The organism is Mesorhizobium sp. WSM4847 (genome assembly GCF_055811335.1).
Genome location: NZ_JBVVPY010000009.1, coordinates 157,445 through 179,513 on the forward strand (window position 1 = coordinate 157,445; position 22,069 = coordinate 179,513).

Annotated in this window: 25 protein-coding genes and 1 pseudogene; 22 read left to right on the forward strand and 4 right to left on the reverse strand. The window is 63.4% G+C overall.

Features of this window, described 5'->3' with window-relative positions; all coding sequences use genetic code 11:
• Positions 1-51 precede the first annotated feature (51 nt).
• From AC0L28_RS15480 to AC0L28_RS15495, 4 genes are all read left to right on the forward strand, one after another.
• Positions 52-390, forward strand: a complete 339-nt coding sequence (locus tag AC0L28_RS15480; protein ID WP_128168242.1) for a DUF779 domain-containing protein — start codon at positions 52-54, stop codon at positions 388-390.
• Positions 391-1,009: 619 nt separating this feature from the next.
• Entirely contained in the window at positions 1,010-1,459 is a 450-nt protein-coding gene (locus tag AC0L28_RS15485; RefSeq protein ID WP_473478463.1) for a universal stress protein, read from the forward strand.
• A 40-nt stretch (positions 1,460-1,499) separates the two neighbouring features.
• The gene (locus AC0L28_RS15490) at positions 1,500-2,336 is read left to right on the forward strand and encodes a universal stress protein (protein ID WP_473478466.1); all 837 of its coding nucleotides are present in this window, start codon (positions 1,500-1,502) and stop codon (positions 2,334-2,336) included.
• Between the two features lie 78 nt (positions 2,337-2,414).
• Positions 2,415-4,199, forward strand: a complete 1,785-nt coding sequence (locus tag AC0L28_RS15495) for a heavy metal translocating P-type ATPase (protein ID WP_473478469.1) — start codon at positions 2,415-2,417, stop codon at positions 4,197-4,199.
• A gap of 51 nt (positions 4,200-4,250) precedes the next feature.
• Here AC0L28_RS15495 and AC0L28_RS15500 read toward each other — a convergent pair whose 3' ends face one another.
• Positions 4,251-4,781: a YcnI family protein gene (locus tag AC0L28_RS15500; RefSeq protein WP_473478471.1), complete on the reverse strand. Its 531-nt coding sequence runs from the start codon at positions 4,779-4,781 to the stop codon at positions 4,251-4,253.
• Between the two features lie 265 nt (positions 4,782-5,046).
• Between AC0L28_RS15500 and nirK the strand changes: the two genes are divergently transcribed.
• The 10 genes and pseudogenes from nirK (at position 5,047) to AC0L28_RS15550 (ending at position 13,487) form a co-directional block, all read left to right on the forward strand.
• On the forward strand, positions 5,047-6,150 hold the full coding sequence (gene nirK / locus AC0L28_RS15505) for a copper-containing nitrite reductase (RefSeq protein WP_473478473.1): 1,104 nt from the start codon (positions 5,047-5,049) through the stop codon (positions 6,148-6,150).
• A 60-nt stretch (positions 6,151-6,210) separates the two neighbouring features.
• Complete coding sequence (locus tag AC0L28_RS15510) at positions 6,211-7,092, forward strand: SUMF1/EgtB/PvdO family nonheme iron enzyme (protein ID WP_473478475.1); 882 nt, start codon at positions 6,211-6,213, stop codon at positions 7,090-7,092.
• 23 nt (positions 7,093-7,115) lie between these two features.
• A complete protein-coding gene (locus AC0L28_RS15515; protein WP_473478477.1) occupies positions 7,116-7,481 on the forward strand; it encodes a hypothetical protein in 366 nt (121 codons plus the stop codon).
• A gap of 32 nt (positions 7,482-7,513) precedes the next feature.
• The gene (locus tag AC0L28_RS15520) at positions 7,514-7,891 is read left to right on the forward strand and encodes a hypothetical protein (protein ID WP_473478479.1); all 378 of its coding nucleotides are present in this window, start codon (positions 7,514-7,516) and stop codon (positions 7,889-7,891) included.
• Positions 7,891-9,132 (forward strand): NnrS family protein, encoded by a 1,242-nt coding sequence (locus tag AC0L28_RS15525; protein ID WP_473478482.1) that lies wholly within the window; start codon positions 7,891-7,893, stop codon positions 9,130-9,132. The genes AC0L28_RS15520 and AC0L28_RS15525 overlap by 1 nt, the downstream gene beginning before the upstream one ends.
• Before the next feature lie 151 nt (positions 9,133-9,283).
• Positions 9,284-9,481, forward strand: coding sequence for a periplasmic nitrate reductase, NapE protein (napE, locus tag AC0L28_RS15530; RefSeq protein ID WP_023798480.1), 198 nt, complete (start codon positions 9,284-9,286; stop codon positions 9,479-9,481).
• Between the two features lie 4 nt (positions 9,482-9,485).
• A complete protein-coding gene (locus AC0L28_RS15535) occupies positions 9,486-9,791 on the forward strand; it encodes a chaperone NapD (protein ID WP_287239542.1) in 306 nt (101 codons plus the stop codon).
• Positions 9,788-12,290 (forward strand): annotated as a pseudogene (gene napA / locus AC0L28_RS15540) (periplasmic nitrate reductase subunit alpha). The gene AC0L28_RS15535 and the pseudogene napA overlap by 4 nt, the downstream one beginning before the upstream one ends.
• Entirely contained in the window at positions 12,263-12,760 is a 498-nt protein-coding gene (locus AC0L28_RS15545) for a nitrate reductase cytochrome c-type subunit (protein WP_473478485.1), read from the forward strand. The pseudogene napA and the gene AC0L28_RS15545 overlap by 28 nt, the downstream one beginning before the upstream one ends.
• A 1-nt stretch (position 12,761) precedes the next feature.
• Positions 12,762-13,487, forward strand: a complete 726-nt coding sequence (locus AC0L28_RS15550; protein WP_023798483.1) for a NapC/NirT family cytochrome c — start codon at positions 12,762-12,764, stop codon at positions 13,485-13,487.
• A 47-nt stretch (positions 13,488-13,534) separates the two neighbouring features.
• Here AC0L28_RS15550 and AC0L28_RS15555 read toward each other — a convergent pair whose 3' ends face one another.
• Positions 13,535-14,161: a class I SAM-dependent methyltransferase gene (locus AC0L28_RS15555; RefSeq protein ID WP_473478487.1), complete on the reverse strand. Its 627-nt coding sequence runs from the start codon at positions 14,159-14,161 to the stop codon at positions 13,535-13,537.
• A 269-nt stretch (positions 14,162-14,430) separates the two neighbouring features.
• Here AC0L28_RS15555 and AC0L28_RS15560 point away from each other — a divergent pair, with 269 nt between their 5' ends.
• The gene (locus tag AC0L28_RS15560; RefSeq protein WP_473478490.1) at positions 14,431-14,880 is read left to right on the forward strand and encodes a pyridoxamine 5'-phosphate oxidase family protein; all 450 of its coding nucleotides are present in this window, start codon (positions 14,431-14,433) and stop codon (positions 14,878-14,880) included.
• A 598-nt stretch (positions 14,881-15,478) separates the two neighbouring features.
• Here the strand turns inward: AC0L28_RS15560 and AC0L28_RS15565 are convergent.
• On the reverse strand, positions 15,479-15,922 hold the full coding sequence (locus tag AC0L28_RS15565; RefSeq protein WP_473478492.1) for a pseudoazurin: 444 nt from the start codon (positions 15,920-15,922) through the stop codon (positions 15,479-15,481).
• A 171-nt stretch (positions 15,923-16,093) separates the two neighbouring features.
• Here AC0L28_RS15565 and AC0L28_RS15570 point away from each other — a divergent pair, with 171 nt between their 5' ends.
• Positions 16,094-16,801 carry a Crp/Fnr family transcriptional regulator gene (locus tag AC0L28_RS15570; protein ID WP_128244974.1) on the forward strand — a complete coding sequence of 236 codons (708 nt, stop codon included), beginning with the start codon at positions 16,094-16,096 and terminating at the stop codon, positions 16,799-16,801.
• A gap of 311 nt (positions 16,802-17,112) precedes the next feature.
• On the opposite strand, the gene AC0L28_RS15575 is transcribed toward AC0L28_RS15570, so the two are convergent.
• Positions 17,113-17,376 carry a DUF1858 domain-containing protein gene (locus AC0L28_RS15575; protein ID WP_023798488.1) on the reverse strand — a complete coding sequence of 88 codons (264 nt, stop codon included), beginning with the start codon at positions 17,374-17,376 and terminating at the stop codon, positions 17,113-17,115.
• 164 nt (positions 17,377-17,540) lie between these two features.
• Here AC0L28_RS15575 and AC0L28_RS15580 point away from each other — a divergent pair, with 164 nt between their 5' ends.
• The 6 genes from AC0L28_RS15580 to ccoP all read left to right on the forward strand — a co-directional run bounded on the left by AC0L28_RS15580 (position 17,541) and on the right by ccoP (position 22,064).
• A complete protein-coding gene (locus tag AC0L28_RS15580; RefSeq protein WP_128168227.1) occupies positions 17,541-17,984 on the forward strand; it encodes a group III truncated hemoglobin in 444 nt (147 codons plus the stop codon).
• A gap of 144 nt (positions 17,985-18,128) precedes the next feature.
• The gene (locus AC0L28_RS15585; protein WP_023798490.1) at positions 18,129-18,584 is read left to right on the forward strand and encodes an Rrf2 family transcriptional regulator; all 456 of its coding nucleotides are present in this window, start codon (positions 18,129-18,131) and stop codon (positions 18,582-18,584) included.
• A 26-nt stretch (positions 18,585-18,610) separates the two neighbouring features.
• Positions 18,611-20,251, forward strand: a complete 1,641-nt coding sequence (ccoN, locus tag AC0L28_RS15590; protein ID WP_023798491.1) for a cytochrome-c oxidase, cbb3-type subunit I — start codon at positions 18,611-18,613, stop codon at positions 20,249-20,251.
• Between the two features lie 3 nt (positions 20,252-20,254).
• Complete coding sequence (gene ccoO / locus AC0L28_RS15595; RefSeq protein WP_023798492.1) at positions 20,255-21,007, forward strand: cytochrome-c oxidase, cbb3-type subunit II; 753 nt, start codon at positions 20,255-20,257, stop codon at positions 21,005-21,007.
• Positions 21,008-21,021: 14 nt separating this feature from the next.
• Positions 21,022-21,192, forward strand: a complete 171-nt coding sequence (locus tag AC0L28_RS15600; protein WP_023798493.1) for a CcoQ/FixQ family Cbb3-type cytochrome c oxidase assembly chaperone — start codon at positions 21,022-21,024, stop codon at positions 21,190-21,192.
• Complete coding sequence (ccoP, locus tag AC0L28_RS15605) at positions 21,183-22,064, forward strand: cytochrome-c oxidase, cbb3-type subunit III (protein ID WP_473478497.1); 882 nt, start codon at positions 21,183-21,185, stop codon at positions 22,062-22,064. Before AC0L28_RS15600 ends, ccoP begins: the two co-directional genes overlap by 10 nt.
• Positions 22,065-22,069 lie beyond the last annotated feature (5 nt).

A 22,069-nucleotide genomic window follows, 5' to 3' on the forward strand; every position in this document is an offset into this window, starting at 1 on the left:
CTCACGGGGCGCGGGACGTTCCCGCGCTTCGCGTTCCGGAGGGAGGATGGAATGCACGACAAGGTGAGCGCCACGCCAGCGGCGCTGGAGCTCCTGGCTATGATCATCGCCGAGCATGGGCCGGTGCTGTTCCACCAGTCGGGCGGCTGCTGCGACGGTTCCTCGCCAATGTGCTACCCCGTGGGTGATTTCGCTCTGGGGGACAGCGACATATTGCTCGGCGAGATCGGCGGCGCGCCGTTTTACATCGGCGCGGCGCAATACGACGCGTGGAAGCATACCGACCTCGTCATCGATGTTGTGCCCGGACGCGGTGGCATGTTCTCACTCGATAACGGCCGCGAGAGACGGTTCCTGACGCGGTCCACGGTGTGCCACATGGGGATCTGATTTCGAGTATCAGCGGACGTCTATCTGGCGCGCCCTCGCGCCCTCAAGCTGGTTCATGTCTGCGCCGTTGCTTCACGAAATCGACAAAAGCACGAAGCCCGGCCGGCGTCAGACGCCTCGATAGCGAGAAGCGTAATTCTTGAACCCTCACCTGCCAAGGCAGCAACGCGATAAAACGGCTCGTCGAAAGCGGCTGTCCTCTGGCAGGCGGCCAAGCTCAACCGCTTGAGTACCTCCGGTTCTACTCGAGCGCATCACCGATATCGCCGCAGCCTGCCATCCCGCACTCGTCCGGCGTGCCGTGGTGGAGGCGGTAGTCGCAACGCCTATCGCGAAACGATCGTATGAACGCGTTGATCTTCCCATCGATCCGGAGAACCCGATTTTGAGGGGCTCACGGCCAGCGTTGAACACGAGTATTGTTATTCGGGTCTGCTATACGCGCCGATATGCGACACCTACGCTTCTGCGCAGACTGGGCCGCTTTGATCTCGATCAAGCTGAAAAGAAGGCCCAAAGGTAGAGTTCAGGCCAAGGCCTCGTCCCGGCGTGTCTGTGGACTGGACGCGCCAAGCGCGAGCGTTCCTTGGGCGGATAAGCAACAGAGGACAAGAAGGCAATGCACAAGCACATCCTGATTTCGACGGACGGCTCCGACGTCGCGCAGAGGGGCGTCGACCATGGGCTTTCGCTTGCCAAGAGCCTCGACGCGAAGGTGACCGTCATCACGGTCACCGAGCCTTTCCCCTTCCATGCGAGCGCGGCCGGCGGCGGCTGGGTCCCGCTTCCCGGGGATATCTCGGGGTATGAAGAGGGGCAGAAGAAGGCTGCGGAGAAACTCCTGGCGACGGTGCGGGAATCCGCCGCCAGGATCGGCGTCAGCGCGGACGTGCTGCACGTGCCCGACGCGAGGCCAGCGGAAGCCATCGTCGAGGCGGCGAAGGCCCAAGAATGCAGCCTGATCGTCATGGCCTCGCACGGCCGGCGCGGCCTCGGGCGCCTGCTGCTGGGCAGCCAGACCTCGGAAGTGCTGGCCCATAGCCCCGTTCCAGTGCTCGTCGTACGCTGAGCGGGATGGAGGAAATTCCTGTCCTGAAGGACTACATCGAATGAAGCTTCGCGCTCTTGTGCCCCTACTCACCTATCCGGAACCCCACACGACGGCAGTCATAGCCAATGCTGCGGCGGTGACGGATCTGCTTGGCGCGGACCTCCACGCGCTGGTGCTAGAAGCTGACATTCCGGAGGTTTCGAACGCGTTCTCCCGCATGCTCATGAATCTGCCGGAAATGATCCGCAACGCCGAGAAACTCAGCGCGAGCAACGGCGCGGAACTGCTGGCCGCGGCCAGGGTTGAGGCGGAAGCCAGAAGCCTGAATCTGACGACTTCCGTGGAGAGGACGCAGGTCGCGCTGCTTGGCGAGGCGGCCGCTCGCCCTGCCCGCTATTTCGATATGGCGCTTGTCGGGTGGAACTCCGACAACCCCGGTATCCGCGCTTTGGCGGAGGCCGTTGTCTTCAGCTCCGGCCGCCCAACGATCCTTCTGCCCGATCAGGCGCCGCCCGCCAGTTTTAGCCGGGTGTCGATCGCATGGGATGGCACGCGCGTCGCAGCCCGCGCCGTGTCAGACGCCAGGTTTGTTCTGGAGCGCGCCGTGGAGATCAAGGTTGTCACCGTCACAGACGAAAAGTCAATCGACGAGGCAGATGCGGGGGAGCGGCTCGCGGGAAGTCTGCGCGAAGCCGGGCTGAAAGCCACCTTCTCGGCAGTGCGCGCGGAGGACTGCCCGATTGCAGAAACCCTGCAGCGCCACGCTGCCGGCCTAGGTTCGGATCTGCTGGTGATGGGAGGCTACGGTCACTCACGGCTCAGGGATTTCGTTCTCGGCGGCGCGACCGAAGGCGTCTTGGCGGACCTGAGGATGCCAGTGCTGCTTTCGCATTGACCGCCCTGCTGATGATGGATGCTTACCTTGCCTGATGCGCGGTGGCCGATTCTCTCGTTGAGAGGAGTGCTCCTCGGCGTGGCGCTCAGCGGACTCATGGTCGGCATTACTGGATGGGCGTCCGGCGCAGGCTGGCATCCCTGGCCGTGGGCCGTCGCGACCGCGTTGGTGCTGGCGGCCCTCGCCGTCGAGATCGTCCGCAGTCTGTCGCGCGGCGAAGTCGGGCTTGACCTGGTCGCCGCGCTATCGATGTCGGCCGCGCTCGCGTTCGGCGAGATGCTAGCGGGCAACGTCGTCGCGCTGATGTACGCGGGTGGCCAGTTTCTCGAAGGCTATGCGGCCGGCCGCGCACGCAGGGAGATGACCGCCCTACTCGGTCGCGTGGCCCACAGCGCCATGCGGTACGGCAATGATGGGCTCGACGAAGTCCTCATCCAGGCTATCGTTCCAGGCGACCGGCTCCTCGTTCGCCGCGGCGAAGTGATCCCCGTCGACGGCAGCCTTGCGTCACCTTCTGCCGTCCTGGACGAGTCCGCCTTGACCGGAGAGAGCCTGCCACGCACGAAGTTGCTGGGTGACGAAGTCCTGAGCGGAGCAACCAATGCTGGCGATGCCTTCGATCTCCTTGCGGACAGACCCGCGGCCGAAAGCACCTACGCCAACATCGTCCGGCTTGTAACCAAGGCACAGGAAGGCAAGCCTCCCAGCGTGCGTGCGGCGGATCGCTACGCGGTCTGGTTCCTGCTGCTGACCGTCTTGGCGGCAGGAACTGCCTGGGCCATCTCCGGCGACCCTGTCAGAGTGCTGGCTGTGTTGGTGGTCGCAACGCCGTGCCCGCTCATCCTCGCCCTGCCCGTCGCCATCATCTCCGGCATGTCGCGCGCCGCCAAGCTCGGCGTTCTCGTCAAGGACGGCGGGGCTCTCGAGACCCTTGCGAAGGTCAAGACGGTTATCCTCGACAAAACCGGAACCCTGACGTTCGGCCAAGCCGAGGTGGTCGACGTACGCACCGTCGGGACCTGGTTACCTGACGAGGTCCTGCGGCTCGCCGCCTCGCTCGACCAGGCGTCCGGCCACGTCACGGCAGCGGCGCTGGTGGCGGACGCACGCCGGAAGGGGCTCCCGCTCTCTGCGCCGACGGACGTCAGCGAGGTCGCCGGAACCGGAATCAATGGGATTGTCGAAAGACGCAGGCTGGTTATCGGCGGCAGCCGCTTCGTCAGGGACGCGATCACGCAGGGCGATCGCCATGGGTTGCGGGAAGGTCTTCCCTGGGGAAGCGCCGTGGTGGCCGTCGGCGTAGACGGCGTCCTGGCCGGGATCATCGCCATGGCTGACGCGATCAGGCCGGAGGCGCCCGCCATGCTCCGGGCGCTGGAGAAGGCTGGGATCGACCGCGTCGTGATCGCCTCCGGCGATCGCCAGGATGTGGTCGACGCCGTGGCTGCCCGGCTCGGGATAGCCAAGGCGGATGGCGAACTGGATCCGGCCCAGAAGGTCGACGTCGTGACCAGGGAACGCATGCGCGCTCCCGTGCTCATGGCTGGAGACGGCGTGAATGACGCTCCCGCGTTGGCGAGCGCCGACGTGGGCGTGGCGTTGGGCGCGCGCGGCTCCGCCGCCTCGTCGGAAAGCGCCGGAGTCGTCGTCCTCGTCGACCGCATCGACAGCCTGGCGTCCGCGGTAGAGGTCGCGCATCGGACCCGCCAAATCGCAACGCAAAGCGTGGTCGCCGGCCTCGGCCTCTCCGTCGTCGGGATGGCTGTGGCTGCGCTCGGCTATCTCCCGCCTGTGGCTGGCGCACTCGTGCAGGAGGGCATAGACGTAGCGGTGATCCTCAACGCCCTGCGTGCCCTCCGGTGATGTTCCGGACTCCTGAGCCACTCGGCCCCAGATTTCCCGCGTTCAGGCGTTTCAGTGCCCCGCGTGTTCGCCGTGAAGCAGTTCCAGACCGGGCGCCGGTCGCTCCAGGTCATGAGCTGTCTGGCCCTCGGCCGGAGCCTGGGTCCATTCTGCCCTGTCCGTGCCGCAGACCTGGATCACCGGGAAATAGATCGTTTCGCCCGCCGGGAGGCTTGCGTCGAGAGTCGCGCTGAAGACGAACTCATCATCGTACTCGTCGTCCGCCACGATTCCGCCGCTGCAGGATAGCTCGGTAACGCCTTCGGCCACCTTCTTGCCGTGCAGATCGTACTCTGCCTTGTACCCCGTCACCGTCTTTTCGATCGTCCATCCGGCCTTGGGCATCGGCTTGACCGCGATAACGCCTTCCGGGATCCGGACCCGGACCTCGTCCGTGGCCTTGCCGTCGCAACCGTGCGGAATCCTTAGAACCGCCTTGTAGGTCGTGCCGACGGCAGCCTGGGCGTTTTCGAACGAAACATGCGCATGGGCCGGTCCGGCCACGATCGCAGCGACCGCCGCAACTATAAGAGGCCTGTACATCTGACTGTCTCCTTTCTTCTCCAGGTCGAATGACCTCTCGAGGTCGAATGAGACTCGAGTTGCGCGACGGGTTGTTCCGCCCGCTTATGGAGCCACTGCATAGCCGCGTTGGCCGTCAGCTATTTGCGCTGCAGCAAACTCCGCAGATACGCCTTCAGGTCGCTCCCCCGAAAATCCATCGGGAGTTTGTTCCAGGACAAACTCCTCTGTCATGGCGGGCGTAGAAGTCGCTCATCGACAACGATGGATCACAAGGAGAACCGAGATGTTCACGCGTCGCCGGGCACTGATGGGAGCAGCGGCCGCCGCCATGCTGGCCGCGATGCCTTCAATGACCGCTTTCGCGGACGAGACCGAGATCGCCGCGCTGCCGCGCAAGCAGGTCACACTCGTCGCACCGCCCTTCGTGCATCCGCACGAACAGGTGGCCAAGAGCGGTCCGAAGGTGGTCGAGTTCACGATGACCATCGAGGAAAAGCCCGTCACTATCGATGACGAAGGCACCGTGCTGCAGGGCATGACCTTCAACGGCTCGATCCCCGGCCCGATGATGGTCGTCCATGAAGGCGATTACGTCGAGCTGAACCTGGTCAACCCCGGCAGCAACTCGATGCCCCACAACATCGACTTCCACGCCGCCACCGGCGCGCTCGGCGGCGGAGCCCTCACGCTCATCAATCCCGGGGAACAGGTGAAGCTGCGTTTCAAGGCAACCCGAACCGGAACCTTCGTCTACCACTGCGCGCCCGAAGGCCCGATGATCCCGTGGCACGTCGTGTCCGGCATGAGCGGGACGATCATGATCCTGCCCCGCGAAGGCCTGAAGAACGAGAAGGGCGAGCCGCTCACTTACGACAAGGTCTACTACATCGGCGAGAACGATTTTTACGTTCCGCGCGACGAGGACGGCAACTCCAAGACCTACGAGAGCCACGGCGACAGCTACGCCGACACGCTGGAGGTGATGAAACGTCTCGTCCCGTCCCATGTCGTCTTCAACGGCGCCAAGGGCGCCCTGACGGGCGACAACGCCATGAAGGCGAAGGTTGGCGAGACGGTGCTGATCGTCCACTCGCAGGCCAACCGCGATACCCGGCCCCACCTGATCGGCGGCCATGGCGACTACGTCTGGGAAGAGGGCAAATTCGCCAACCCGCCCGCCAAGGACCTGGAGACCTGGTTCATCCGCGGCGGATCGGCGGGAGCCGCGCTCTACACCTTCCTCCAGCCGGGCGTCTACGCCTACGTCAACCACAACCTGATCGAAGCGGTCGAACTCGGAGCGACGGCCCACTTCGTCGTCGAGGGCGAATGGAGCGACGACCTGATGAAGCAGGTCGAGGCTCCCGGACCGATCCCGACTCAATGACCGATCAGGCTGCGGCCCGGACCAAGGGGGATCCGGACCACGTTCCCATGGAGTATTTCGATGCCCGTCACCATGCTGGAAGCAGCTTTCGGCACCGTCGCCGCGCTGGTCGTGCCGACGCTCGCCGTCGGATTGCATGCGCCGCCAGGATGGTCGGTTCCGGTCGCGGCAACCGTCGAGATCGGGGAAAGGATCGTGGACTTTCCGGCACCGGGCGAATTCCTGTCGGGCGGTGTTCCTGCAGCGGCGCCATCGAAGCCTATAATGGTCGCCGGCTTCCGGATGATGACGCGGCAGGTCAGCCTCGCCGAGTACGATCTCTGCGTTGCGGCAGGCGCCTGCATGGCGGCCGACGCGCGCGCTTCTCAGGCAGACGTTCCGGTCACCGGGGTCAACTGGACGGATGCCGACACATATGCTCGCTGGTATTCCGAGGCCACTGGCGAATCCTGGCGGCTTCCGACCGCGCTCGAGGCAGCCGCGGCGGCCGGCGAACGTTTTGGTGGCGAATCCTTCTCCGCAACGGCGGACGACCCCCAAAATCCCGCGGTGCGCTGGATACGGCGATACAAGGAGGAAGCCGCGGCCAGGCACCCCGCGGATCCAGAGCCGAAGCCCGGCGGCCACTACGGCGTCAACACTCTCGGCGTCGAGGATTTCGGCAGCAACGTCTGGGAATGGACTTCGAGCTGCTACAGCCGCGTCACGCTCGATGCCAAGAGCGGCCAGCCCGAGACCGTCGTCGAGAACTGCGGCGTGCACGTGCTCGAGGGACGGCACCGGGCCTACATGTCCAATTTCGTTCGCGACGGCAGGAGTGGCGGATGCGCCGTCGGCACGCCGCCGGAGAATCTGGGATTTCGACTTGTTCGCGATGAGCCCTTTTGCGGGCCTGCATGCTGGATCAGCGCGCTCTTCTCCAGCGAAAGTTCCCAATCGTGACACAGAAATCAGACGCGTCGAGAATGCTTGCGGCAGCCTCGTCGCGGTTGCTGGAACTTGCCAACAGGGGCGAAAATTCCTTTGCCGCGGAGTTGCTGCGCCGCCTCGCCGAGGTGGGGCGTGAAGGTATTGCCGTTGAAGTCGACGACACCGCGTCCGATCGAACGGGAACGGTGGATCATGCGTCGAGTCCCGCCAAAAACTTCGCTGAAGCGAAGCGGAGGCGCGACCCGATCGACGTCGCATTGGCGCTCCTCGATGAGATATTCGAGTTGGCGCCTCGCGAGCCCAAGCAGGCCGTCGCGAGCGACATCGCAGAGATATTCCGCGAGATCTCCGAGATCGCGGCGCTTGGAGAGAGTGCGGCCAGGAAGGCGATTGAGGAATGAAGAAACGCCGTCGCCCCAAGGAGACTACACCAATGGATACCGATACTGCGCGACGACCGACGCTCCCGATCGAATGCCTGACGCGGCCGTCGCTGGTCGAACGCATTCGTCAGGGAGTAGCCGGCGCAGCGCTCGAACGTCAATGCGCCAAGGCCGCGAACGGCATGCCAGATTATGTCGGCTTGGAAGGCGATCTGGTCCAGCGCGCTGGCGGGCTCGCGGACGCCAGAAGGATGCGAGACGCCATCGTGCTCGTCCTCGCGCTTCTCGGGGAACTGGACGAACTCATGCCCGACGAGCCCGATCGCTCCGCGTTCCACGAGATTGCGGATCTGTTTCAAGACGTCTCTGAATTCGCGGCGTTCGGGGTGAAGGCCGCAAGACAGGCGGCAGGCGGAGGAAACAGCTGATGTCCGCCGCTATCACGCTAACCGACAGGTCCGTGCTGCGCTCGCTGCGCAAGTCCGGCGACGTTTCCCGTGACGGCCGGGGGCGGGTATCCTCCATGCCGCCGATCCTCCAGTATGGATTCAGGCCGTTCTTCTTCCTCGCCGCGCTCCACGCCGGCGCGGCGATCCCGGCCTGGCTTTGGATCTATTTTTCCGGCCATGCTTTGCCCGGCCCCTTCCCCGGCCTGCACTGGCACGCCCACGAAATGCTGTTCGGCTATCTGCAGGCCGTCCTGGCCGGCTTCGTGCTCACCGCAATCCCGAACTGGACGGGCCGGTTGCCGCTGAGCGGCTGGCCCCTCGCGGGCCTGGTGACACTGTGGCTGGCCGGGCGCATAGCTTGTGCCGCCGCCCCCGGCCCGGTCGCTGCCGTCGTCGTTGATATTTCGTTCCCGGCCATGCTTGGCTTTGCGGCCTGGCGCGAGGTGGTGGCAGGGCGCAACTGGAAGAACGCGCCCGTGGCTGTCATGATCACGCTGTTCGGGCTGGCCAACGCGCTGGACCACGCAGCCAATCTCGGGTTCGTTCCGCATGGCTTGGGCGTGCGGCTGGCACTGGGCGCGATCGCCATGCTGCTTGCCCTTGTCGGTGGCCGCATCGTTCCAAGTTTCACCCGGAACTGGCTTGTCAAGAATGGCGGGACGCGCCTTCCGGCAAGCTTCGGCGCCTTGGACAAGGCGGCGCTGGCGACGACCGCCGCTGGCGCGGCCGCCTGGGTGGCCGTTCCGGATTCAACTGCCGCAGGAGGCATGCTCGGTCTCTCAGGTGTGCTTCTGGCCGCGCGTCTGGCGCGTTGGCAAGGCCAGCACACCACGCGCGAGCCAATCGTGCTGATCCTCCATATCGGCTACGCCTGGCTCGGCTTCGCACTATTGCTGCTCGGTGGCTCCGTGCTGTTTTCAGGGCTACCGGAAAGCGCCGCTCTGCACGCGCTGACAGCCGGCGCGATCGGCACGATGACGCTCGCCGTCATGACCCGCGCCAGCCTCGGCCACACTGGACGGGAGATCGTCGCGGACCGGACCGTTCTCGCAGCCTACATAGCGGTTACATTGGGAGCTGTCCTGCGGGTCGCGGCGCCGTTGGCAGGAGACTGGCACGCGCACTTACTGATCTGCGGCGGTGCGCTGTGGAGTGCCGCCTTCCTGCTGTTCACCATTCGCTATACGCCTGTCCTGTGGGGGCGCAGGGCCAGCGCTTGAGATGGGCGGATACTCCGAGCCTTCGGCCGGCATAGTTCGAGACGTTGGAGCCTCAGAAAAAAGGTATTGAAAAAGCCACTTAAGACGATAGCCTGTTCAGCGGTCTGACGCTTCACAGTATCTGGCCAAGTCCAAGGCACATGGAGTGGTCATGACCCAGGACAGCCCCCAGGCCCTTTCCGACCCCGGACCTTCGCGTTCGAAGACGAGGCGACGAGAGTTGCTGGCCTTTCTCGCACTCGCTTTCGGCATCTGGCCCATCGTCGCTGTCGGCGTCGTCGGTGGCTACGGCTTCCTGGTCTGGATGTATCAGATCGTGTTCGGGCCGCCCGGCCCTCCGGGAGGGTGAAGCAATGCGCGAAAATCCTGCTATCACCCGCAGATCCCTTCTCAAGGGTGGATTTCAGGCTCGGCATCATATTTCGAGCGCCGTCGTCGTCGTGCTGCCGGCGCGAAGGGAAGAATTGAGCAGGCGACTGGCGGAAATGCCTGGCGTGGAGATTCACGCCGGCGAAGGCAGCCGGATCGTCGTCACGATCGAGGGTCCAGGCAGCGGCATGCTCGGCGAGACCCTGACCACTATCTCGATGATGGACGGCGTGATCGCCGCCAACATGGTCTTCGAGCATATCGAGGGACGGGAGGACGAAAGCAAATGACGTCATCCATCAACCGTCGTGATCTGCTGAAGGCGCACGCGGCGTCGCTCGCGGCAGCGTCGGCCGGGATCGTTCTCCCGGCCGCGGCGCAGCCCGTTCCCGGTGGCGTCGAAGCACTGGAGATCAAGTGGTCCAAGGCTCCCTGCCGCTTCTGCGGCACCCGGTTGCGGCGTGATGGTCGGCGTGAAAGACGGACGTGTTGTCGCGACACACGGTGACATGCAGGCCGAGGTCAACCGCGGCCTGAACTGCGTCAAGGGCTATTTTCTCTCCAAGATCATGTATGGCGAGGATCGCCTGACAAGGCCGTTGATGCGCAGGCGCGGCGGCGCCTACGACAAGGACGGCGAGTTCGAGCCCGTCTCCTGGGACGAGGCCCTCGACCTGATGGCGCAGAAGTGCAAGGCCGTGCTCCGGGAGAAAGGTCCCGAAGCGGTCGGCATGTTCGGCTCCGGCCAATGGACCGTCTTCGAGGGTTACGCCGCAACCAAGCTGATGCGCGCCGGCTTCCGTTCGAACAATCTCGATCCCAACGCCCGACATTGCATGGCCTCGGCCGCCGTCGCCTTCATGCGCACATTCGGCATGGACGAGCCGATGGGCTGCTACGACGATTTCGAGCACGCCGACGCCTTCGTGCTGTGGGGCTCGAACATGGCCGAGATGCACCCAATCCTGTGGACACGGGTGGCGGACCGCCGGCTCGGCCATCCCCATGTGCGCTGCGCGGTTTTGTCGACCTTCACGCACCGGTCGATGGACCTTGCTGACATCCCGATTGTGTTCAAGCCGGGCACGGATCTGGCGATCCTGAATTACATCGCCAACCACATCATCCTATCCGGGCGGGTCAACGAAACGTTCGTGCGCGACCACACCGTGTTCATGAGCGGGGCCACCGACATCGGCTACGGGCTGCGGCCGGACAATCCCGTAGAGATGGCTGCCAAGGGTGCGGCGGATCCCGGAAAAACGGAGCCAATCGACTTCGACGCGTTCAAGACGATGATCTCGGACTACACGCTCGAGATGGTCTCGGAACTGTCTGGCGTCGAGCCCGAGTTCCTCGAGGAACTGGCGGAGCTCTATGCCAACCCCGACGTGAAGGTGATGTCGCTGTGGACCATGGGCTTCAACCAGCACGTCCGCGGCGTGTGGGCCAACCAGATGGTCTACAATATCCACCTGTTGACTGGCAAAATCTCGGAGCCTGGCAACAGCCCGTTTTCGCTCACCGGCCAACCGTCGGCCTGCGGCACCGCGCGCGAGGTCGGCACCTTCGCCCACCGCCTCCCCGCCGACATGGTTGTGACCAACCCCGAGCACCGAAAGCACGCCGAGGAGATATGGCGTCTGCCGCACGGCCTCCTGCCGGAGAAGCCCGGCTTCCATGCCGTCCAGCAAGACCGCATGCTGAAGGACGGCAAGCTCAACTTCTACTGGGTCCAGGTCAACAACAACGTTCAGGCCGCACCGAACAATTCGAACGAGACCTATCCGGGCTACCGCAACCCTGACAACTTCATTGTCGTGTCCGATGCCTATCCGACCGTTACCGCGCTCTCGGCGGACGTGATCCTGCCGGCGGCGATGTGGGTGGAAAAGGAAGGAGCATACGGCAATGCCGAGCGCCGCACTCATGTCTGGCACCAACTCGTGGATGCGCCCGGCGAGGCGCGCTCCGATCTTTGGCAGTTGGTCGAATTCTCGAAACGTTTTACCACCGAAGACGTCTGGCCGGCCGACCTCCTGAATGCCAATCCTGACTACAAAGGCAAGACGCTGTTCGACGTGCTGTTCAGGAACGGCATGGTCGACCGCTTCCCATTAGGAGAACTCGACGCCGAGTATGAAAACAGGGAATCGCGCGAATTCGGCTTCTACCTGCAGAAGGGCTTGTTCGAGGAGTATGCCGAATTCGGCCGCGGTCATGGCCACGATCTCGCGCCTTACGACGTCTATCACGAGGTGCGTGGCCTGCGCTGGCCCGTCGTCGACGGCAAGGAGACGAAGTGGCGCTATCGCGAAGGCCTCGACCCCTATGTGAAGCCGGGCGAAGGCGTAAAATTCTATGGCAGGCCAGACGGCAAGGCAGTGATCCTCGCCGTGCCTTACGAGCCTCCGGCGGAATCCCCTGACGAGGAATACGACGTCTGGCTGGTAACTGGACGCGTCCTCGAGCATTGGCATTCGGGATCGATGACGATGCGGGTGCCGGAGCTCTACAGGGCGTTCCCCGGCGCGGTCTGCTTCATGAACGCCGACGACGCGCGACGGCGCGGCATCAACCAGGGAGCCGAGGTCCGGGTCGTTTCACGGCGTGGCGAGATCAGGCTCAGGGTCGAAACCCGGGGGCGTAACCGCATGCCGCGCGGCGTGGTGTTCGTGCCCTGGTTCGACGCCAGCAAGCTCATCAACAAGGTGACGCTCGACGCCACTGATCCCATCTCCAAACAGACGGATTTCAAGAAATGCGCGGTCAAGGTCATGCCCGTCTGACGCGCCGCGCGCGCGTCGCACTTGTCGCCGCAGGCCTGTTCGCCGTCGGCACTGCGGCGTTGGCGCAAATGTCGGCCGAGATCGTCCCGCCGCTTACCGGGGCAGCGCAGCCGATGGACGAACTTCCGGCTGATCCGACGCCCAAGTGGACAGTCGACGATATCAGAAAGATGCGCGCCTATCCCGACCAACCGCCCGTCATCCCGCACTCGATCGAGGGCTACCAGCTTTCGGTCAACACGAACCGCTGCCTGTCGTGCCACAAGCGCGAGTTCACGCAAGGGTCGGGCGCACCGATGATCAGCGTCACGCATTACATCACCCGCGAGGGCCAGATGTTGGCCGACGTCTCACCCCGACGCTATTTCTGCACCGCCTGTCATGTGCCGCAGGCCGACACCGCGCCGCTCGTCGGCAACACGTTCACCGACATGAGCAAGCTGGGCGTCGGCCACGCGGGAGATGAGTAGCATGTGGTCACGGCTCAAGGCCGCCGCCTTGTGGGCCTGGCGCATATTGGCGACGCCCGCCGCGACGCTCAGCCTGGGCTTCCTGACGCTCGGCGGCTTTGTCGGCGGTGTGATGTTCTGGGGTGCGTTCAACACCGCCCTGGAACTGACCAACACCGAGCAGTTTTGCATCTCCTGCCATGAGATGGAGACGAACGTTTACGAGGAGCTCACGCGCACCGTCCACTTCTCGAACCGTTCAGGAGTGAGGGCCTCGTGCCCGGACTGTCACGTCCCGCACGAATGGACCGACAAGATCGCCAGGAAAATGCAGGCTTCCAAAGAGGTCTGGGGCAAGATCTTCGGCACCATCAACACCCGCAGGAAGTTCCTCGAATACAGGCGTGAACTGGCTGAGCACGAATGGGCCCGACTGAAAGCGAACGACAGTCTCGAATGCCGCAACTGTCATTCCTCGGTGGCGATGGACTTGTCCAAGCAAACCGAACGCGCGGCAACGATCCACACACGCTACCTCCTGTCTGGCGAGGCTACCTGCATCGACTGCCACAAAGGCATAGCCCACGAGCTGCCGAACATGGAAGGCGTCGATCCCGGCTGGAAAGTTCCCCCCGAATTTGAGGGAGAGGAACTGCCGGCGGCTTCTGTATTCGATCGCCTGGAAAGGACTGCGCGGTCCCCGCACGGAATGATGTGGAGCTTGGACGACGGCGCGCCTTCCAGATGATCGGGTGGCGGTACACCGCTCCATCCGGGGCTAGAACTCTGTGGGTGTCACGCGCGCCTCGCCCGAACGCTCAGCCACCGATCATTGGGCTTTCCGATGCACCGACGTACCTCGCTGACGATCCAGCCGGCGTCTGTGAGTGCGGACCGCAGGGCAGACTCGCGCCAGTACGTCTCGACGTAGCGCCGAGGCGCTGCAGCGCTGCCGTGTGTGGACACATTCTCGCCATCGCCCTCTCTAACCGAGGCGTGCAGTTGGCCACCGGGCCGGGTCGCCTCGGCAAGCCGTGCAAGCAGCGTGCCGAAATCCTCGCGAGCGACGTGAATCAGGCAGGCACAGGCCCAGATCCCGTCATACGGCGTGCGGGGACGCTGCGGGTCGGCCAGGTCTTCGGTCAGCGGGTCCAACAGGTCGGCCTCGAAGCCACTCTCGCGAAGCAGTTCGACGAAGCCCTTCGAAATGTCGGTGCGCCGGACGCTGATCCCCCGCTTCTCAAGCTCAAGTGCATCTCGCCCGCCACCGATTCCGATCTCCAGCACCCTGCCAGAGCCACCCAGCTCGGTCACGAACGCATCGATCTCTGTCGCGACCCATTCTGGCATCGCCGCGGCCTCGGCAGCGTACTCCGCCGCGACCGTATCATAGGCCCGCACGGTATCCCGGTCGGTGCTCATCCTGGCGCTCCTCCTTCAAGACAAGAGGACCGATGGCGAGAGGGCCATCAGCCCGTTGCGCCCCTTAGACTTTCGGCAGTTGGTGACGTCGCGGGCGATTTGCTTCCCAGCCATAACAGAAATTCGATCTGAGACACTACCGGGCAGCCACGCTGATTGACACTTCGAAGCGACGTTTGGTCGGGAGTTGTCAACGAGGGACATTGATCTGAGACAACGACGATTGTGTGCGACGCGCGCATTGTGAGACTTCGATGAGGAGTTCCGCCATGATAATTCGACAACTATCCCTCGCCCAATGCACCGCCCTGATTTCTGAGAACCGGCTCGCGCGGCTCGCCTGCTCGTCCGGTAACCAGCCCTACCTTGTGCCAATCTACTACGCCTACGACGATAGATGCACCTATTCCTTCACTATGCCGGGCCGAAAGCTGGACACCATGCGGGGCAACCCTCAAGTGGCGCTTCTGGTCGAAGAAAAAGGTGAGGCCCGTTCTTGGAAGAGCGTCGTCGCCGAAGGCCGCTTAGAGGAGTTGCCCGACCGCATTGACATCAAACGAGAGCGCGACCGGGCCTGGTCTCTGCTTAGCCAGCACGCCAACTGGTGGGAACCCGGCGCGCTGAAGCCCGTCGTTGCACCGCTCGTCGACCATGCTTCGCACGTCTTCTTTCGAATCCATGTCGAGCGGATGTCCGGGCGGGAGGCCCATGAGAAATGAGGCAGAGCGGCGGATGCGCGTCGACGTCGAGCGTCCAAGCAGCTACTCGACCAGCAGGGCGAACGCTTTCCTGACGGCCGCTCAGTGCATTTGGCGCCAGACGCACTGTCAGATCAAGACAAGCAGCGTCATCCGGCAGCGTCATCCGGCGCGGCAGCTGCCACGAAACCAAAACGGGAAGCGTTCAACTCAATAGCAGTCCGTCACGGGCCCCGCGTGAACGGTTCTCTCTGGATCACGTGCGGCGGTGGTGGCGCTTGTAACCTGCGCTGGGAAGGTGGCCCAACGTCCTGGATGTGAAGCTTCGCGGATGGTCACCTTCGCAAGGGATCAGCAACGAGGCTTGGCGCGGCCTCCGGCTCCCAGTCAGTTTTCCAAGAGCCGCCGGTCCTCCTTGGAAAAGGAAGACCGGCGGACGAGGTCGGCAAAGCTGTGGCCCGGGTGGCAGCGGCCATATCGCCGCGACGTTTCCTTCCTGATCACGGGATCGTGGTTCGGCGCGCCTTGGCGCCAAGCCTGCCTGTCCGCTCGGTCCATCACTTCCGCCTCCTTGACGCGGCCCCCGCCGTCCGCGCCATTTCGCGTCTGTTGGCCCGCGCTACCTGGCCGCCACGGCCTGGCCGAAGAGTTCGGCGAACACGGCTTTGGCCTTGCCGGTCTGCTTGACGGCCTTCGCTGCGTCGAGGTTGACCGGCTGGCCCACCTCGATCAGGGCGACCATGCCCATTCCGTAGTGCGGCGCACACTTGACGCCGTAGACGCCTTCCTTATCGAGCGTTACCGTGAAGACCTCGTTGAACTTGCTCTTGAAGGCCTCGGCGCCTTCCGGGAGCATGCCTTTGATCGTTTCCACGTTGTGGCCCTTGTCGGTCGGCACGAAGCGAATGGTATCGCCGGGGGCGGCGCTGACGAAGTCGGGTTGGAACACCATCGCACCCTTCTCGCCCTTGTTCAGCATCGTGACCTCGATTTCGGCCGCGCCAGCCGCGCCTGCGGTCGCGACGGCCGCGCCTAGCGCCAGCGCTGCGATGAGCTTCTTCATTTTCCTGGTCCTTTCCTGGTATGCGGCTCCAATGCCGTTGAAGGCTTTATAGTGCGTGTCGCCAACAGGCAGTTTGCGCTGGCGCAAATAGCCGCTAGAAATCGAACAGGAGCGGCGCCCCACAGGAGCAGCGCCCCACAGGAACAGCGCCCCAGACTGGAAGCGAAGACAATGCCTCTCGACAGGTCCCTGATTTCGGGATTGCCCGCGTTTGCCGGCCTCGACGGCAAAGACCTCGATGCTATTCTCTCGCGGGCGCGGTCCTCCCGCTTTCCCAAGGATTCGGAGGTTTTCGGACAAGAGGAGGAGGCCACGTCCTTCTTCCTGCTCCTGTCGGGTCATATCCGCGTCGTCCGCACCTCGCCCGAAGGGCATCAAGTGATCGCTCGATACATCACCGAGGGTGAACTCTTCGGCATCGCCATCGCCATGGGCAGGACGACCTATCCGGCGTCCGCGGTCGCGGCGGTTGATTGCGTCGTCCTCGCCTGGCCCAATTCCGCGTGGGCAGAACTGCAATCGCGTTTCCCGACGTTCGGGGCCAGTGCCTACCGCACGATCGGTTCCCGCCTCCAGGAAACCCAGGCGCAGGTCATGGAGATGTCGACCCAGCAGGTCGAGCAGCGCATCGCCCACGCGTTGCTGCGTATCGTCAGCCAGTCCGGACGAAAGACGCCAGAAGGGATCGAGATCGACTTTCCAATCACGCGTCAGGACATCGCGGAGATGACCGGAACGACGCTGCATACGGTCAGCAGGCTGCTCAGCGCCTGGGAAGACCAGGGTATTGTAAGGAGCGGGCGCCAGAAGGTCACCGTGACTGACCCGCATGCGCTCATGCTGGTGTCTGAGAACAGGCGCAAGGGGCCGGCTGCATAGCGCCGCCGTCACGTCGCTGGCATAAACGGGCGCGTTCAATACGAGCTTTGTAGAATGGGGAGCAATCGGCGGTTCCGATAAGTTCCTACCGTCGATTCTCGTCGGAAGCCGACTTCTTCGAAAAAGGCGAGGTGAATGTTGGCCAATTCCGGGTCGCGTCGCGCAAAATTTGATGTGGATCAAGTCGCATTCAGCCGCGAGCGGTAATCGACATCAGCCAAACGTTTGGAATTCCAATGATCTCGGTGACGGATCCGCTATTTTGCCAACTGCCTCTCCGGGTGGAGCGTGCCGCATGCGGCGCATGCGGTTCAGAGCGCCGCGACGCCATCACCGAGGAAGGCCGACGGCGCGTTCGCAAGCGGATCGCTGCTTATCGCCTCGAGAAGTTCCTGGGAGAAGGATTCCAGGTCGACTCGATGGGCGTGGCATGCGTCGGCGACCGTATGGAAGATTCCGATCGGACAGCCGATGCAGAGCATTCTGTTGCGGATCATCACCCTTATGGTTGCCGGCCATCGCCGCATGATCTCGTCGACCGTCATATCGGGATCGATGGTTTCAGGTTGGTTCACGATAGTCGTCTCCAAAGAAGGCCATCTAAACCGTCCGCCTCGCCCGGAACTTTGCGCAGGCGCAAACAAATGGCGGAACGAGCGGGCTGGGACGAATTGCGCGCTTGCCGTGCGGAAGTCAGGCACCTAAAAGTAGCAGACACGATACCACTTTGTGTGCTGCGATGAATTCTGCTGTTTACGATCGCGCCCGCCCGCAGGCGGAAATGCCGCTGTCCCACCCGTTGGTCGACCGCGGGTTCATTGCCGCGCTTGTCCGCGATTTCTACGTCCGCGTCAGGTCGGATACTCGCCTCGGACCCATCTTCGCTGCGGAAATCCACGGCGACTGGGAACCGCATCTGGAGAAGATGACCGACTTCTGGTGTTCGGTCATTCTGAAGAATGGCGCGTACAGCGGCCGCCCCGTGCCTGCGCACCTTAAGCTGAAGCAGGTGCGCGAGGAGGATTTCGACATATGGCTCGGTCATTTCCGCAAAACCGTCGAAGAGCGATGCCCGCCTGAGGTAGCCGAAGTGTTCGTCGACCGCGCCGAAAGGATCGCGCGGAGCCTGAAGGTCGCCATGTTTTTCCGGCTTGATCGCCCGACCGCGGGGGCGGCGGGATGATAAACGCGGAAGGGCAGGCTTTTCCCGCCGAGACGACGGCTTTCGTAGCGTGGGCGGGCATGCTCGCGCTGACGTCGCATTTTCGTTTAGCTGACAGCCTGCTAGGGTGGGTTCTTTCTGCGATGAGAACCAGGAATCCGCGGGATGCGTCTCACCTTTCAGACGGACTATGCGCTCAGGATGCTGATCTACCTGGCGGTCCACCGGGAAAGACCGTGCCGAGTAACCGACGTGGCCGCGGCATACGGGATATCACGCAATCACCTCCTGAAAGTGGCTTTCAGGCTCGGGCGACTGGGTTACCTCACCACGGCTCGGGGGCGCACCGGCGGCATAGCGCTCGCCCGGCGGCCGGAGGACATCAACTTGGGTGAGGTCGTGCGGCACATGGAAGACGACTTCGCTCTGACGGAGTGTATGCGCAGGGATGGCGGCTTGTGCGTCATATCCCCTGCCTGCCGGCTCGAGGGCGTCGTCGTCAAGGCGCTGCAGGCGTTTCTCGCTGTCTTCGATGGCTATACTCTGGCTGACATAGCCGCAAACAGATCCGAACTGGTGGAGTTGTTTGAAATGCACAGAGTTTCTGGGGAAGTTGCCTGAGCGAATGCCGTACCTGGAGGGAATGCATGATATCGAACCTCAAATCCTCTGAACGGCAGTACGCCTTGCTCATCGCGGTGGCAGTAGCGCTCGCGGGACTCGCCATGGCCGCCCTCGGACGCTCGGACACTCTCGGGGTGCACGGCGTTATCGTCATGCTTTTTGCGGGCGTCGTAATCTACCTCCTCATGTCGTCGTTCTACGGCGCCGAACCGACCGAAGACCGAGCAGTCTCCTATTACGACGATCCCATCAAGGTCGGGATCGTGCTCTCGATGGCCTGGGCTGTCTTCGGCATGTTCATGGGCGTGTGGGTGGCCGCGCAGCTCGCCTGGCCAGACCTCGCCTTCGATGCGGCCTGGTCCAGCTTCGGGCGGCTGCGGCCAACGCATACGTCCGGCGTCATCTTCGGGTTCGGCGGAAACGCACTCATTGCCACATCCTTCCACGTCGTGCAACGCACGTCTCGCGCGCGGCTAGCCGGCCAGATAAGCCCTTGGTTCGTGCTTCTCGGCTTCAACCTGTTCTGTGTTCTGGCCATTTCCGGATATCTGCTCGGTACCACCCAGTCGAAGGAGTACGCGGAAGCCGAGTGGTACGCCGACTTGTGGCTGGTGATCGTCTGGGTGACCTACTTCATTCTTTACATCGCCACGATCGCGCGTCGGAAAGAGCCGCACATCTACGTCGCCAACTGGTACTTCATGGCCTTTATCCTGGTCGTGGCCATCCTGCACATCGTCAACAACCTCGCGCTGCCGGTGTCCTGGGGGCACGCCAAGAGCTACACGATCTGGCCGGGCGTCCAGGATGCGATGGTCCAGTGGTGGTACGGCCACAACGCGGTTGCGTTCTTCCTCACCGCAGGTTTTCTCGGCATGCTCTACTACTACCTGCCGGTCCGGGCGCAGCGACCGATCTTCTCCTACCGTCTCTCGATCCTGAGCTTCTGGGGCATCACCTTCTTCTACATGTGGGCGGGTTCCCACCACCTGCACTACACCGCGCTCCCCCACTGGGTGCAAACGCTCGGCATGACCTTTTCCGTGATGCTTCTCGTGCCTTCGTGGGCATCCGCGGGTAACGCGCTGCTGACCCTCAACGGCGCCTGGCACCGGGTCCGTGACGATGCGACCCTGCGATTCATGATGGCCGCGGCAGTCTTCTATGGGCTCTCCACCTTCGAGGGCTCGTTCATGGCGATCAGACCGGTGAACTCTCTCTCGCACTACACTGATTGGACAGTCGGCCACGTCCATGCCGGAGCGTTGGGATGGGTCGCGCTCATCACCTTCGGCTCCGTCTACACGCTCGTCCCGGCGCTCTGGAAGCGCGAGCGGATGTATTCGGCCGCGCTCGTCGAGGTCCATTTCTGGCTCGCGATCGCCGGAACGCTGATCTACGTCTTCGCGATGTGGAATTCCGGCATCATCCAGGGTCTGATGTGGCGAACCTATACCGAGGAAGGCGCTCTCGCCTATTCGTTCGTCGATTCACTGGTGGCAATGTATCCATACTATATCGCCCGCGCCATCGGCGGACTGCTGTTCCTGCTGGGCGCACTGGTCGGCTGCTACAACATCTGGATGACGGTCCGTATGGTGCCGCTCGCGGCAGCCCGTGAGACAGACGCACCCGTCATCCCCGCCGCAGTACCGGGAGAATGACGGATGCCTGAACTTTTCCACCGCAAGATCGAGCGGTCCGCGATCCTCTTCGTACTTGGAATAATAGCTGCGGCCAGCGTTGGCGGCATCGTCGAGATTGCTCCCCTGTTCACCATCGACGAAACCGTCGAGCAGGCGCCCGACATGCGGGTTTACACCCCGCTGGAGCTCGCGGGCCGCAACATCTATGTCCGTGAAGGCTGTTACGCCTGTCACAGTCAGATGATCCGCACCCTGCGCGACGAGGTCGAGCGCTACGGTCCGTATTCGCTCGCCGTGGAATCCCAATACGACCGGCCGATGCTCTGGGGGTCGAAGCGGACCGGACCCGACCTTGCGCGTGTTGGGGGAAAATATTCGGATTTCTGGCATGTCGCACATCTGACGAATCCACGCGACGTCGTGCCGGAATCGAACATGCCCGCCTATACCTGGCTTGCCCGCACGACGCTGAAGACGGACGACCTGCCGCAGCATCTGGCGGCCCAGCGGGCACTCGGCGTACCCTATACCGAGGCGATGGTGGAAAACGCTGCCCGCGACGCCTACGGGCAGGCGACCCCCGACACTGATTTCTCAAGCGGGGTGACTGAGCGGTATGGTGACAAAACCCAGGTGAGCGCATTCGACGGCGTCACCACACACGTCACCGAGATGGACGCGCTGGTGGCCTACCTGCAGGTGCTGGGCAGGCTGACGGGAGCCGCGTACGAGGATACGGCGGCGCCGGAAAAGAAGCCGGACCCGGAAAGCTGACGGGAGGACCGATGATGGATTTCGACCACGACACGCTCGTTGCCCTGTCCAAGAGCTGGGGCCTTTTCTACCTGATGGGCTTCTTCCTCTGTGTCGTTGTCTACGCCTTCTGGCCGTCCAACCGAAAACGTTTCGACAGGGCCAAGACCAGCATCCTCGATCGGGACGACAAGCCATGGAAGTAAGCGAACGCGATCCCGCTACCGGCCGCGAAACGACTGGCCACGAGTGGAACGGCATCAAGGAATTGGACACGCCGGTCCCGCGCGGGGTCCTGATGTTCCTGATCGTCACGCATATCTGGGCGCTCGCATGGTGGTTCCTTGTGCCGGCATGGCCGTTGGGAACGACATACACCAAAGGGCTTCTCGGCGTTGATCAGCAGACGACGGTTGAAGCACGGGTGATTGAAGGCCAGCGCGAGCGCGCCGCCTGGACGGCCCGGCTCGAATCCGAACCTTACGACGCCATCATGGCGGACGAAGCTCTGATGCAGACCGTCCGTCACACCGGGCAGCAGCTGTTCGGCGACAACTGCGCCGCCTGCCACGGACGCGACGGCAAGGGCGGCGCGAACTATCCCGATCTCACGGACGACGACTGGCTGTGGGGCGGCGGTCCCCAGCTGATCGAGCAGACGATGCGCGTCGGCATCAACACCGCCCATCCCGAAAGCCGTATCGGGCAGATGCCTGCTTTCGGCCGCGACGACATGCTCGACCGGAACCAGGTGCACGACGTTGCCGCCTATGTCTACTCGCTGACAAATCCCGACACCTCGACACCGCAGAACCTCGGCCGCATCAACGCCGGCAAGGAAGTCTTCGTGACGACATGCGCGGCCTGTCATGGCGAGAACGCGCAAGGCAATCGCGAGGTCGGAGCGCCGAACCTGACCGACGCGTACTGGATCTACGGCGGAAGCATGGACACCATCATCGCTTCCGTCCACGGAGGCCGGCAAGGCCACATGCCGACCTGGGACGAGCGGCTGACCACCGCGGAAATTCGGACACTTGCGCTTTTTGTCCATGACCTGGGGACGCGCCAGCCATGACCCCC